General features: G+C 44.1%; 11 protein-coding genes and 1 tRNA gene. 7 read left to right on the plus strand and 5 right to left on the minus strand.

What is annotated here, in order from left to right:
- Positions 1–123: 123 nt before the first annotated feature.
- A complete protein-coding gene (locus tag ACT7WV_RS04705) occupies positions 124–2,196 on the minus strand; it encodes an elongation factor G (RefSeq protein WP_445101788.1) in 2,073 nt (690 codons plus the stop codon).
- Between the two features lie 405 nt (positions 2,197–2,601).
- Here ACT7WV_RS04705 and ACT7WV_RS04710 point away from each other — a divergent pair, with 405 nt between their 5' ends.
- From ACT7WV_RS04710 to ACT7WV_RS04725, 4 genes are all read left to right on the plus strand, one after another.
- Positions 2,602–3,450 carry a tetratricopeptide repeat protein gene (locus ACT7WV_RS04710; RefSeq protein WP_445101789.1) on the plus strand — a complete coding sequence of 283 codons (849 nt, stop codon included), beginning with the start codon at positions 2,602–2,604 and terminating at the stop codon, positions 3,448–3,450.
- A gap of 268 nt (positions 3,451–3,718) precedes the next feature.
- On the plus strand, positions 3,719–4,846 hold the full coding sequence (locus ACT7WV_RS04715; RefSeq protein WP_445101790.1) for a mechanosensitive ion channel family protein: 1,128 nt from the start codon (positions 3,719–3,721) through the stop codon (positions 4,844–4,846).
- Between the two features lie 3 nt (positions 4,847–4,849).
- Complete coding sequence (locus ACT7WV_RS04720) at positions 4,850–5,962, plus strand: mechanosensitive ion channel family protein (RefSeq protein ID WP_445101791.1); 1,113 nt, start codon at positions 4,850–4,852, stop codon at positions 5,960–5,962.
- A gap of 223 nt (positions 5,963–6,185) precedes the next feature.
- On the plus strand, positions 6,186–6,740 hold the full coding sequence (locus ACT7WV_RS04725) for a DUF2062 domain-containing protein (protein ID WP_445101792.1): 555 nt from the start codon (positions 6,186–6,188) through the stop codon (positions 6,738–6,740).
- A gap of 246 nt (positions 6,741–6,986) precedes the next feature.
- On the opposite strand, the gene ACT7WV_RS04730 is transcribed toward ACT7WV_RS04725, so the two are convergent.
- Together ACT7WV_RS04730 and ACT7WV_RS04735 are read right to left on the minus strand one after the other, a co-directional pair.
- Positions 6,987–7,071 (minus strand) — tRNA-Ser (locus ACT7WV_RS04730).
- Positions 7,072–7,111: 40 nt separating this feature from the next.
- Positions 7,112–8,053: a TIGR04168 family protein gene (locus tag ACT7WV_RS04735; protein WP_445101793.1), complete on the minus strand. Its 942-nt coding sequence runs from the start codon at positions 8,051–8,053 to the stop codon at positions 7,112–7,114.
- 233 nt (positions 8,054–8,286) lie between these two features.
- On the opposite strand from ACT7WV_RS04735, the gene nadA reads away from it, so the two are divergent.
- The 3 genes from nadA to ACT7WV_RS04750 all read left to right on the plus strand — a co-directional run bounded on the left by nadA (position 8,287) and on the right by ACT7WV_RS04750 (position 10,770).
- Positions 8,287–9,258, plus strand: coding sequence for a quinolinate synthase NadA (gene nadA, locus ACT7WV_RS04740; RefSeq protein WP_445101794.1), 972 nt, complete (start codon positions 8,287–8,289; stop codon positions 9,256–9,258).
- 95 nt (positions 9,259–9,353) lie between these two features.
- Positions 9,354–9,965: a TIGR04282 family arsenosugar biosynthesis glycosyltransferase gene (locus tag ACT7WV_RS04745; protein WP_445101795.1), complete on the plus strand. Its 612-nt coding sequence runs from the start codon at positions 9,354–9,356 to the stop codon at positions 9,963–9,965.
- A gap of 115 nt (positions 9,966–10,080) precedes the next feature.
- A complete protein-coding gene (locus tag ACT7WV_RS04750) occupies positions 10,081–10,770 on the plus strand; it encodes a TIGR04283 family arsenosugar biosynthesis glycosyltransferase (protein WP_445101796.1) in 690 nt (229 codons plus the stop codon).
- A 134-nt stretch (positions 10,771–10,904) separates the two neighbouring features.
- Here the strand turns inward: ACT7WV_RS04750 and ACT7WV_RS04755 are convergent, their stop codons facing one another.
- Both ACT7WV_RS04755 and ACT7WV_RS04760 read right to left on the minus strand, forming a co-directional pair.
- Positions 10,905–12,689 carry a M61 family metallopeptidase gene (locus tag ACT7WV_RS04755; protein ID WP_445101797.1) on the minus strand — a complete coding sequence of 595 codons (1,785 nt, stop codon included), beginning with the start codon at positions 12,687–12,689 and terminating at the stop codon, positions 10,905–10,907.
- 493 nt (positions 12,690–13,182) lie between these two features.
- Positions 13,183–13,893: a Crp/Fnr family transcriptional regulator gene (locus ACT7WV_RS04760; protein ID WP_445101798.1), complete on the minus strand. Its 711-nt coding sequence runs from the start codon at positions 13,891–13,893 to the stop codon at positions 13,183–13,185.
- Positions 13,894–14,121 lie beyond the last annotated feature (228 nt).

The raw sequence follows: 14,121 nt of genomic DNA on the forward strand, positions 1-14,121 counted from the left end.
AGAGTCAAAGATACTCTCCTTAGTTGCCTCTCTTGCTTTAAAAAAAGCATTCCTCATTTCCCACATCTCCCTTACCCACAAGATAATTAATCATGAAATTGGGAGAATTCTGGTTGTGGTTGATTAACCATTACCATTGCCGTTGCCATTACTACTAGTTGTCTGCAACACGCCTTTAGTCAACTTACCTGGAACCTCCTGGAGATGGTGATACTTCCAGTCAAAGAAGCCGATACCTAGAGTAAGCGATCGCAACTCGACAATGAAGTCATGCATTTCTGCCTGAGGGAGATACCCAGAGACACAATCCCAGCCAGACCAATCTGAACGAGCTTGGTAGCCGAGAATTTGCCCGCGACGCCCTGTCATCAGTTGGAGAACTTTGGCAGTAAATTCTGCTGGTGCAGATACTTCAATCACCATAATTGGTTCTAGCAGCGTTGGTTCGCAGTTGGGCATTCCTTGCGTCATTGCCAATCGCGCTGCTTGCTTAAAAGCTTGTTCTGAGCTATCAACAGAGTGGTAGGAACCATTAGTCAGCGTCACGGCGACATCTACCACCGGAAAGCCCAGAGGTCCTTGTACTAAATACTCCCGCACTCCTACTTCTACTCCGGGAATATACTGCTTCGGCACGACACCGCCGACAATGGTTTGCGAGAAGTTAAAGCCATCGCCGCGAGGTAAAGGTTTAATGTCGAGATGGACATCACCAAACTGACCATGACCGCCACTTTGATGTTTGTAGCGTCCGTGGGAAGATGTCGGTCTGCGGATAGTTTCTTTGTAGGGAACTCGTGGCAAATGAGTTGTCATTGGCAGGTTATACTTGCGCCCCAATCGGTCTAGCGCTACCTGAAGATGAATTTCACCCTGTCCCCAGAGAATGATTTCGTTAGTATCACCATGTTGCTCCCAAGCCAGAGATGGATCTTCTTCCAAAAGCTTGGTTAAGGCACCAGAGAGCTTCACTTCATCTTTGCGTTTATCTGGAGCGATCGCTAAAGCATATACTGGTGTAACTGCCTCAGCCTTTGGTAATTCTGGCGCTGATTGCTCAGTATTGTTACTGAGAGTTGTACCCGTGGCAATGCCTTCTAGGCGTCCAACAGCGATAATTTCCCCTGCTGAGGCTTCAGAAATTGAGTTGGTCTGCTGACCCAGCATGTGGTGTAAGCCACAAGCCCGAACTCCATTAAGCATCATGCCATCAGTGAGCTGACCTTGCCAGACACGTACCAACGAGAGTTTACCACCTTGGGGAGTGTAGTAAGTTTTAAGTACCTGGGCTAGGGTTGTCTGGGAATTACCATTAAACTTCCGGCGCTTGGCTGTAGTTTCCGGTGCTGGTGCTTCTCGCAACAAGGCATCCATTAGAGGCCTAACGCCGTAATCTTGCTCGGCGACACCCAGGAACACTGGCACAATCAAGTCTGCCCCTAGTTCCATCCTCAAGTCTTGGAAAATTTCGTCTTGAGGGGGTTCAATCTCTTCTAGTAGTTCTTCTAGCAGGTGATCATCAAAATCAGCCAAGGTTTCCAGTAATTGAGTCCTTGCTTGGTGTTCTTGCTCTTGCAAAGACTCTGGTAGTGGTACTGGGTCAGCTGGAGCACTGGAGTGGTAGAGGTATGCTTGTTCTGTGACTAAATCAATAAACCCAGTTAACTGTTCCCCCTTACCAATGGGATATTGATGCAACACTAAGGGGCGCGTCGAGACTAATTTAAGGGTATCCAGCAGTTCTCGGTAAGATTGACCCCAGGCATCACCAATACAATTGAATCGGTCCATTTTATTAATAAAGACCAGATGCGGGATTTGCCAGTCGTCGAGGAATTTGAATAAGGGAGCTAGAGTGAGGACACGCTCAATTACTGGCTCACAAACAACTACAGCAGCATCAACACCAACTAGAGCATTGTAGGTTTCCTGAGCAAATTCAATTGAGCCAGGGCAGTCTAGAAAGTTGAAGCGAATGTCTTTATACTCTGTACTTGCAGCAGCTACTTCTACACTCATGGAGCGATCGCGTGCCTCTGCTGCACTATCGCCTACGGTATTACCGTCCTTAGTGCTACCTTTGCGTGTAATCGCACCGCTGACAAACAATAAACTTTCCAACAGAGTGGTTTTACCACTCAAATAAGGACCAACGATTGCCACATTACGGGTAGCAGAAACAACTTTTTGGTTCATAATTTACCCCCAGAATAATCAAGATGATTGACCTGTGTAGGTTACTTTTGAAGCGAGGGAGCGATTTTTGGTCTCATCTCTGGCGCTCCCTAAGGTCTGCTTTCCTTATCTCCTCCCAAGTTAAGTTATCAGTATCGGCTTAAGTCCTGCGGAGATGGAGTTCAAGCTATCTGTTTGTGAGGTTAACCTGTTCTGGGATCAATTTCTTAAACTCGCAATCTCTTTTAAGGAAAACTCTCTTCAAAGTTAAGTAAAATCAATTGAAATGAATTATTTATAAATAACATGAATATAAGCAACAGTAGTCAATTGACTTGTTTCAAATTGAAACACAATTTGCCATCGACCAGTGTAAGATTTTTCAGTAAGATAGGGCTAAGCTTACTGTTGTCTAGTAGTGTGATCGTGCCATCAATACCAGTTATTGCCGAATCGCTAGCGCAGTCGCTGCCAACAACTGGGCAAACACAACCAGCAGCGCTTGAGCAATTCAAGCAAGGATTAGCATTAATTCAGCAGGGCAATGTCTCAGAAGCGATCACTGCCTTTCGTCAGGCAGTACAACTAGATCCACAACTGGCACCAGCACACTACAACTTAGGGTTAGCCTTACGGCAAGCGGGACGATTGCAAGAATCGGCTGATGCCTTTTATCAGGCCATACAAATTGACCCCAACTTTGCCCTAGCCTTTGCCAATTTGGGAGCGGCGCTTCTAGAAGGTAATAATTTATCCCAAGCGCAAGCTTATTTGGTAAAAGCACTGGAACTTGACCCCAAATTGGGTGTTGCTCATTACAACTTAGGTCTGGTACTTTCGCAGTCAGGAGAACTAGAGTCAGCAATCGCGGCCTTCAATAGTGCCATGCAATTGAGTAAAAACGCCCCAGAACCTGCCTATCACTTAGGTCTAACTTATGTGCAACAGGGGAAAATAGAAGAGGCAAAAAAAGCATTGCAACAAGCGATTCAGATTAACCCTCAATACTCCGAAGCCTACTACAGCCTCGGCTCAATTTTCTTTACGCAGGGGAAATTAGAGAAAGCCCTGGAAGCTTTTCGGCAAGCAGCCGTTGCCAACTCTAACTACGCCAATGCCTACTACGCTGCTGGTTTGGTCTTTCTCCGCCAGAACCGATATACTGACGCTCAGCAGGTTTTGCAATATGCGAAAGAGCTTTACAATGCCCAAGGTAATGCTGAGTGGGCGGCAAAAGCTGAACAGGGACTAGAAGCGGCAGGCAATCAACTGTAAGTGGCTATCAAGCTGAGGGCAATACTGACATTAGCAATGTAACGTTTCTGTTACAAAAGAGAGTATAAGTAGCGAAATGAGAAGCCTCATAGTAGGTGCTAGGCTTTTGTTAAGATAACGTTGCAGCTTGAAAAAATTAATTACCCAGTTGTTGACTTTTGAGGTAAGCTGTGTATTTTACACTAGGTGTTGCCTGTGATGGGTTAATCAGGGCAATTACGCCTTGTAAAATTCAAGTAAACGGATCAAGGTGAGCTTAATTAAACTGATGTTGAGTATTTTATATGGGAGTTTGCCAACGCCAGATGCTTTACCAGAAACCGTTAGTCTGAATTTAGACTTATCAATTGTGATGCTGGTATTAGCTGGGATTTTGATTGTCGTAGCTAGTCTTTTTGTTCCCAGACTGCTCTTTTCATTGCAAGAAAGTTTAGCTTCTTCTCAGCTCAAAGATGCTTATCAAAGAATAATTGAGCCGTACAACGACTTAATTGGTCTAATAGTTTTTCTAGCGGCAGCTGATATTATTATCTCTCTAGTACCTGAAGCTAATTTACTCAAGCTAGTAGAACTACCAGTCAGTTTATCCTTAACAATTACTGCTAGCTGGCTAGCTTCTCGAACTTTCAAGCGCTTTTTTGACCTATATCTTTTACCTGGCACTCTCAAAAGTGGACGCAAGGTTAATAGTGAGCTGTTACTTCTTGCCAAAGTTGCAGTCAATTTCTTAATTATTGTAATCGCCGTCATCGTCTTTGCTCAAACCCATCAAGTTAATATTTTGGGTTTGGTGGCTAGCTTAGGAGTTGGTGGTCTTGCTGTTGCCTTTGCTGCCCAAAAAACTCTAGAACAGTTACTGGGTGGTATTGTTATTTACATTGACCGACCCTTCGTTGTTGATGACTACATTGGTTTACCCGATGGAACCTTTGGTCGGGTAGAATCAATTGGTTTACGTTCCACTAAAATTAGAGCTTCAGGGAAAGGTACTTTAGTTGTAGTACCTAATAGTTCAATCACTCAAGTTAGCATTGAAAATTTCACAGGTGCTAAGAAAGTTATTTCGATAATTTACTTAACCTTTTATCGCACTGTACCTGAGGAAGAAAAAGCCTTTGTACGCCAAGTAATTTTAGAAAGTACCAAAGATATTTTCGGAATTGACCCCCGTAGTACAGGGGTTATATTTAAAGACCTAATCAGCGATAAAAGTCAGAGTATTACCCAAGCCCAAGTCAACTTCTTTATTTTGGGTTCTGGAGAGTTTTCCATGGAATTGCGTCGCCAACTGCTTGATATTGCCAAAGAAAACATCACTAGGCAACTCAAAGAATATGGCATAGCTTTTGATATTGAAGACAAAATGGTTAACGTTGATTCGCCAATTACTATCTAGCAGATGGATTTATCGAATATAAGCAGCAACCTCAGCGGCTTTTACAATTTTCTAGACACTTCAAAAATTCCTAACTATGTAATTTTCCTAATCTTTGCCCTTTTATCAATTTTGATCGGGCGATATACTCCTGGTATTGTCAGCCTGGTTATTCATCGGTTTTCTCCTCAGAAAGGCAAAGAGATTTATGACAATCTGATTGAGCCAATTCAGCAAATTTTTAAAATTGCCGGGACATTAGTTTTAGTTTCCTTATCCTTAGAATGGTTGAGAAAGTATCAAGGATTGCATAACTTTATTCAACCTTTTATGGATTTAGCGGTAACGATTAGCGTTGCTTGGTTAGCCTCTCGTTTATTTAGGCAATTAGTTCGTAGTTACGGCATTGATTTAATTCGGAAGATAGGTTGGGAAGTCGATGAATTACTGCTAGTCTTTGAAACTGTTGCTAATATCGTCATTGGGTTTATTGCTTTTGTAGTATTTGCCCAAAGCCAGAATATAAATTTAGTTACTTTGGTTACCAGTGTAGGTATTGGCGGTATTGCAATTGCTTTTGCTGCCCAAAAAACATTGGAACAGCTTTTAGGCACTGTTGTTTTATATCTAGACCGTCCTTTTATTCCTGGAGAGTATATTCGGCTGCCTAATGGCTCATTTGGTCGCGTTGAATCTATAGGTTTACGTTCTACTAAAATTCGCACAGCAGCGAAAAGCACCTTGATGATTGTGCCTAACTCAACTATGGCCAACTGGGAAATTGAGAATATTACCAGGGGGAAAAAGGTCATGGTCTTGCTGTACCTGGATTTTTCTCAGATTATAGGAGAACAGGAGCAAGCTTTAGTGGAGCAAGTGATTGCAGAGAGTACCAATTCTTTATTTGGTATTGACCCAGGTAGTACTAGCATTGCTTTAATCAACCAACCAGAAAATAATTACACACGTGCTAGGGTGAGCTTCTTTATTCTAGGTTCTAATGAAAATTCAATTGAGCTGCGTAAGCGTCTATTGGAACTAGCAAATGAGAAAATTTCCAAGCAGCTAATGGCTTACGGACTCCAGTTTAAGATGAATGAACCTACAATTTACGTTGATTCGCCTATCACCATCTAGGCAATACCAGAGCAATTCTCTATAATCACATCAGAACTCCTCACTCTATTAATAATTGCTTTGTCTGGAAACTTATATGGTTTCTCTCGGTTTTTCAGGAGTTTCTCCCGACATAATGCACTAAGGAAAATAAATACTTCGCCTGTCTCGGAGTCAGTAGAGATACCCTAGTAAAAGAAGAGTTCGCCATTACTTGGCGAAGGGTTGCTGATTTTTTGCCAAGATGTCTAGAATTTCTCCGCCAGGCTATCCTCGGCGTTCTCCCGCACAAACCCAATTACAATTATCTCGTAATCCCAAGTTGAGAGGTCCGAAGCGGAGTTTCCGGAGACGCTTACAATACTTCTACTGGCGTCTGGTTCGCTTACGAGGCTCGCCAGACGCAATCGCTCGTGGTTTAGCCTGTGGCGTGTTTGCTGGCTTATTCCCCTTATTTGGCCTTCAGATAGTTGTTGGTATTTTGCTAGCAATTGCCTTAAGGGGAAACAAAATCGTCGCCGCAGCGGGAACTTGGATTAGTAATCCTTTGACTTATGTTCCTCTCTATGCATTCAACTTTCATGTTGGTCAATGGTTGCTCAATGATGACAATCAGATCAATATCAGTTTGTCATCCTGGCCGGAAGTGGAAGAGTTGGGATTAACGATTATCTCGACTTTATTGGTGGGTTGCCTAACAGTGGGATTAGTCTGTGCATTTTGTAGTTATTTCTTGGGGTTTTGGCTGGTTCGCCGGGTTCGAGATTCGCACCGCTCAAAGCGTCGTCGCCAAGATTAGCAGTTATTTCTAACGCCGGAGGATCCTCAAACCATTTGTCTGCCATGAGCTTAGCCAATACCCCTTGCTAATTAACCAACTGCTCAAAGGTTAACTGTTCACCTTACTTCTAATACTGGAGTAGTCAATAATCCGAGATTTGTTAAAGTTGCTCAAGCCAAAACCAATAGACTTGCGGCGCGCTGCTAAATCACTCGACGCATTTGAGTACTTTAATCCAAAATAGTTACCAGCGAAACTGAGTAACGGAGAGGGGGAGATTCGAACTCCCGGAACCTTGCGGTTCATCCGATTTCAAGTCGGACGCAATCGACCACTCTGCCACCTCTCCGGGCTAATGTAGCTTATCTATATTACCAAGCCTTGGACACTCATGACGACTTACTGTAAACAGATTCTACTAAAACGGATTCTGTATCCTGGTAGAGCAGCTCTTCAGACACCACAGTGTAGTCTTTACCCACCCAAACCAAAGAAATTTGCTTAACCACACTCCCTTCTAAAGACACCAGTGAAAAATTACGCACTCTGTCAGTCTCAGTTTGGATAATCCGAGGCACACTCGCCGAGTTCAAGTAAACTGTCCCCTCGGCATCAGTAGCAATACTTCTTCGCAGTCGCTCAGTAGTATGACGCAGTTGATGGTGCATGTGACCAAAAGTAACTAAGGGAACTATTTTACCCAATGTCTTAGTTTTGGCGATCGCTTCCTCAAAATCCGGATCACCATGGTCACCACCAAGAGGTTTCCAGTCTCTACCACAAGGTGCTTCTGGCTGATTGCCTAATCCCGTTGGTCCATTATGACCAATAAAAATAACGGTTTCATAAGCCGCATCTTCTGCTGCTGCGACTATACAAGCAGTAGATTCTGTAAAGTCCTTGACGCCGTAACGTTCCCTCAAGAACTCCTCATTTTTCCACTCTGGGCCACCCCAGCTAAAGGGACGTCCTCCTACTACAGAAAGCTTAAATTCCGGTAAGTCAAGCTTTCCGTAACCCACATGAGTATTACCGAGCAAGTCTAACTGCTCCTGCACCCAGTCTTCTTGCTTGTGGTTGTAAGGGCACTTTTTTCTACCCCATGCCGAGGCCGTATACCAGGCATCGTGATTTCCCATAATCGCTGCTTTGGGAAGATCAAGTGAGGCAATCAGGCGCACTACTTCAACCGCTTCATTGCCGAAATCTCCCACAAACAAGACCAAATCGACACCCAACTCCTTCAGAGCAAGGTTATCCTCAATCTCCCATTGGTCATGAATATCGCCAATAACAGCTATTTTAATTAGTTGATTGCAATGATTAGTCATTTTCTGTATTCTAGTTGACTCTTTTCCAGGATAGAAAAGCCTTAAGGGTTTTGACCGTTTTTTGTCCTAGATAATTTTGTCGTTGACCACCTTAGCAATCAACCTCAATGGTCTCAGTTCAAGACCCATCACCTTCCGTCGGAAGAAATTGACACTAGCCATGCAGCTTTTGGTAAATTTCACTATAATTCATGAAACTTCATTCATATACCTACACGGGGTAACTCAAAACTTTGTTTACGAGTGCACTTCCTCAAAAGACACAGACTGTCGGGTCTCTACCCTATGACCCGTTTGAGGCAATTGAAGCCCTTAAGCAAGAGCTCAACGCCGTCATACTTGCCCATTACTACCAAGACCCCGATATTCAAGACGTAGCAGACTACATAGGTGATTCTCTAGGACTTTCAAGGCAAGCAGCAAGCACCAATGCGGACGTCATTGTTTTTGCTGGTGTCCACTTCATGGCAGAGACAGCCAAAATCCTTAACCCCAATAAACTGGTGCTATTGCCAGATTTGAGTGCCGGTTGTTCTCTAGCAGATAGTTGCCCTGTCGAGGCTTTTGCCCAATTTAAGGCAAAATATCCTGATCACTTGGTGGTTTCTTATATCAACTGCTCTGCTGAGATCAAGGCGATGAGCGATATTATCTGTACCAGTTCCAACGCCGTCAAGATTGTCAACCAAATTCCCCAAAACCAGCCAATTATTTTTGCCCCAGACCGGAATTTAGGGCGCTATGTAATGGAACAAACTGGTCGCGACCTGGTACTCTGGCAGGGTAGCTGCATAGTTCACGAAACCTTCTCAGAAAAGAATATCGTGCAGCTAAAGCTCGAACACCCAGAAGCAGAGATCATTGCCCACCCAGAATGTGAACCAACAGTACTACGTCACGCTAGCTATATTGGTTCAACAACAGCGCTGCTCAAGTATTCTCAAGTAAGTCCCACTAAAGCATTTATCGTCGCCACTGAACCGGGCATTATTCATCAAATGCGCAAGCAGACACCTGATAAGTACTTTATCCCAGCCCCAGGGATCAACAACTGCAACTGTAATGAATGTCCTTATATGCGGCTTAATACCCTAGAAAAGCTGTACTTTGCTATGAAGCATCGCCAGCCAGAAATCACCATGCCAGAGGAGATTCGAGTTGCTGCACTACGACCGATTCAACGGATGCTGGAGATGAGTGCCTAAAGCCGGAGTTCCTGTTCTCAATTTTCAATTAACTATTTCCAATTGACAATGAATCCCCCGCCACCTCAAGCGGGGGACAAGTTAAGGAGCTATAAGTGTCTCAAGTATCGGAACGCTTAATCATTTTTAGTCGCTATCCCGAACCAGGAAAAACCAAGACGCGTTTGATCCCCTTGCTGGGCGACGAAGGTGCGGCACAACTGCAACGCCAGATGACAGAACAGACGCTAATTACAGCCAAGACACTTAAAGCGTCAAATTCTTTGTCTGTAGAAGTCCATTTTGCTGGTGGCGATCAACAATTAATGCGAGACTGGCTAGGGTCTGATGTTATTTACCAACAACAGGGCCAGGGTGATTTGGGCAGGCGCATGGCTTCAGCATTCCAGGCTTCTTTTAATGCTGGCATGACTAGGGTGGTAATTATTGGCACTGATTGCCCTGATTTAAAGACTCAACTAATTGAGCAGGCATTTCAAGCCCTTAATCAGCATGATTTAGTGCTGGGCCCAGCAGAAGATGGAGGCTATTATCTAATTGGTTTGCGTCGTTTAATTAATCAGCTATTTATCGGTATTAGCTGGGGTACTTCCCAAGTTCGCCAAAAAACCGTGGAGATTGCCCAAAAATTGAATTTGGCGATCGCTTATCTTCCGGTACTCAACGATATTGACCGTCCAGAGGATTTAGCAGGGCGAAGCTTTTAGAATTGAGATTCTAAGTGTATTCTCATTTTTCCCTCAGGTAAGAGTCAGCCTTGCCACTTACCTTAATCAATACATCTTGGTATCTAAGCACGAGGCTTTGCTCTTAAACAGCTCAATGGCAATTGAAAAAATTTCAATTATTATTCCCGCTTTGAATGAAGCGAGCAAAATTAGCACGGTTTTGGCAAGGGCACTAGAAGCCGGGAACGTGGAAGTAATCTTGGTAGACGGCGGCAGCCAAGATGAAACAGTAGCAATTGCTCAATCTACGGGCGTCAAGGTCATTTCTACGGCAGCTGGTCGTGCTCATCAAATGAATGCTGGTGCAACGGTGGCTACAGGTGAAATTCTAATATTTCTCCACGGCGACACCCATTTACCAACAGAGTTTGATACCTTGGTTCGCCAAGCACTGCAAGAGACCCGAACAGTTGCTGGTGCTTTCGAGTTGCGTGTTGACGCCCAATTGAGGGGGTTGCGGTTACTGGAAAAGATGGTGAATGTGCGATCGCGTTTTTTTTCAATGCCCTACGGTGACCAAGCAATCTTTTTGAGGGCCACCGTCTTTCAAGAAATTGGAGGCTTTCAAAATCTGCCAATTATGGAAGATTTTGAATTAATGCGACACTTGAAGCCTCGCGGCAAAATTGTCATTTTATCAGCCGCCGTGTTAACTTCTGGACGGCGCTGGCAGAAGCTCGGTGTGATCAAGACGACATTAATTAACCAGCTAGTAATTATTGCCTATCTTCTGGGAGTTTCTCCAGCACGAATTGCTCGTTGGTACCGTCAGAGTCGATTCTAATCAGAGTTGGAGGTAGACAAGTTATCAGGTTGTCTCCTGCTCTTGATCGAGCTATCTTGAGAGTGAAATAAAATAACCTTCAACTTACTCCTCTGGGGAACGCTGCGCGAACAACCTTCCCATCTTCAACCCTTCTAACTTGCCGAGGAAGTTCCCAGCCAACCGGCCAAGTTTTGTTTTTGGACATTGCTAGGATTCTTCAGTGGCACAATTCGGTAGCTGCTAGGATGCGGCTTCCTCAACTTAACTGGTAAAGTCAGGAGTTGGTCTTGATGGAAAACGCTCAGCCCAATAGTGTCACCTGGCTGATAGTCTTTGAGGCGATCGCTCAGTTGGTCAGCGGTTACCCGCAAGCCATCAATGGCCAGCAACAAATCCCCTGTATCAACTCCCGCAACTCCGGCTGGGGAACCAGTCTCAACAAACTTGATCAAATCTTGACCATTCTCTGTACTGACATTTATGCCCAAGTAAGGAATTGGTTCTTCTTCTTGAATCTCATTGAGCTGCAAGCCAAAAGGTTCCAGGTATTCATTGAAAGGTAATTCAGCGGTTCCGTTGACGTAAAGCTCAAAGAATTTGCTCAAATCCACATTAGCGACAGACTCAATGGCACTGCGCAATTGTTCTGGAGTATAGCCAATTTCCTTTTTGCCAAAAAGCCGCCACATCTGGCGCATCACATCATCGAGAGAACGTTGATTGCGATGACGCTCCCGAATTAGTAAATCTAGTAATAACGAAACCATTTCCCCTTTCAAGTAGTAGGAAATTTGGCAATTGTCACTGTTGGCATCCCGCCGATAAAGTTTAATCCAGGCATCAAAACTCGCTTCACTCACCGGCTGTACCTTACGACCCGGTGTTGTCTGCAATTTTGTAATTTCTTTACTTAAACTATCCAAGAAAGTCTTGTGATCGTAAATTTTTGCCCTCAGGGGAATTAGCAAGTCGTAGTAACTCGTCGCCCCTTCACAGAACCACAGAGAAGTCGTGTAATTTTCCTGCTCGTAATCAAACTTCTCCAGCGCTTTCGGCCGAATCCGCTTGACATTCCAGAGGTGAAAGAATTCGTGGGCAACCAACTGCACGAATCGGTTGTACTTATCCTTACTGCGAAAACCAAAGCGGGGATAATTCAACGAACAGGAATTTTTGTGTTCTAAACCACCAAATCCATGAGATGATAAATGTAACAAAAACAAATACTGGTCGTAGGGTAAACCTCCATATAACTGTGCTTCTACCTCAATAATTTTCTTCGTATCCTCAATAATGCGCTCCGGGTCAGCGTTACCTTCTCCCCAGATTGCTAGCTGATGAGATTTACCTAGTACCTCAAAATCATACAGTCGCTGATGACCAATTTCAAAGGGGGAGTCTATCAACGTATCGAAATCTGCGGCCAGAAAGGTGTTGGCTTCCCTCGGAACTGGTGGCAGTGGCGTGGTCACCTGCCAGCCCGGTTGTGGCGGTACAATAGTCACCCGAATCGGTTTTTGTTGATGTCCCTGGAGTAAGAAGAAGAGGGCAGCACCATTAAAATAGCCGTGGCTAGCATCTAAGTGATTAGTTCGTACCGTTAATTCGTTGGCAAAAACGCGGTAGCGTACTGTAATGTTTGAGGCGTCCGCTGTATCAATTTGCCAGCGATTTTTACCCAGTTTGCTCCAGGACAATGACTGCTCTCGCTCGTCAGCAACGCAGAAATCCTGTACATGTTTAGCGTATTCCCGCACTAGGTAAGAGCCTGGTGTCCAAACTGGCATTCTCAAATCTAGTAAAGGTTCCTGCCAGTCTCGTACTTGCAAAGTTACCTCGAACAGATGCGATTGAGGCTCAGGCATGGTCACCTGGTAGTAGATTGCCGGTGCAGTGCTGACTACATTGTTGGGGCGAATGATCGTTGCTTCAGTCATATAAATACAAAACCCAGCGTCTTAAGACCTGGGGGACAAACAACAAGTGGGACAAAAATAAAGTGGTTGAAGTTTCCTACAATAAAGGAATAAACTCAAAACACCAAGACCTTTTTATGTCTGGTGAAAGACTGTAGGATGATAAATGGGCTTAAGACGTTAAATCTGCTCATTTGTCACAGTTTTGCTGAACGCTAGGAGCAAATTGCTCCTGCGCTTTGCCTAGGAACCAAATTACAAGGAACCTGCAAACAGTCTCTGATTTTCTCTAGAACAACACTTAAATAACCGTATTGCGGTTGTTATGGGCAAGAAAGAGAAGGCAAAAATTTAGAGAGTTGCCTTCTCTTGAGAGAATAATTAGTAATTTATTAATTTATAAGTAGTTGGTATTAATGTTTGCCGTTGGGGTAAAGCAGCAGCAAAGAGAATCTTACGTTCTTAACATTTCTTGACATATCTTCTCTTATCTTATTCATCCCCACCCACTTATCTACTGAACTGGTGTTCTAGCGCCTAAACGTGTCCCACTAGCCAGATGAGTCAGTTGTTTGGTATTAATTAGGCAGATAGTTTGATTTTCGGGATCAATCTTAATCCAGCCCTTGCTGTCGAGCTTTTCCATAATTTTGGTCGTGTCTTCAAGGCTGATATCTGTGACGTTTGCCAAATCTTTATAAGGGATGTTAAATATTTCAGTCCCTTGTTCAGTGGATTGACCATAGCTCTCTGCCAAACTCACCAAAGTATTAGCTAACTGAACTGCCGACGGCTGATGTCGTCTTTGAAAGCGGACATTGTTCTGGCGTAAACGTTTCACCATCAGTTGCAACATGCGATGCTGTAACTGGGGATCTTTGAAAAGAGTTTGAATGAATCGCTGGGCGGAGACGCTGAGTAACTCCACATCAGAAAGAGCAACAACATCGGTTGAGCGGGGAGATTCATCAAGAATTGCCATCTCACCAAAAAAATCTCCTCGACCCAAAATTGCTAGGGTTACTGTGCTCTCACCATAAAGGCGTCGAACTTTTACCCAGCCGGAAGCAATAAAGTACACTGCATTGCCCCAAGCATCTTCCATTAATACAGCTCTACCTGTGGGGTAATCGTGTTCTACCACAACAGACAGAAACCATTCTAATGTCTCTGGGTTAGCTGTATTGAAAAGTGGAAAAAGCTCACTAAAAGCCTTGGTCTGCATGAAAATTGTTCAAAGATAAAATCTGAGAATGCCCAGTGATGACAGCCAAGAACTGCCAACAACTAGTGTAACGCTGTCGGAGATTTCCCTGCATCAGCACCAGTGACTTCTTTAACAAACAAACTACTGCTAGTTAGATTATGACGGGCTACTCTCTACGCTACCACTACCCGCAGCACAAGTGTTCCACCTACTGAAATTCTTGCCCCTAGTCTCAGAAATTTTTAG

Source organism: Symploca atlantica LB2515, from assembly GCF_052546295.1.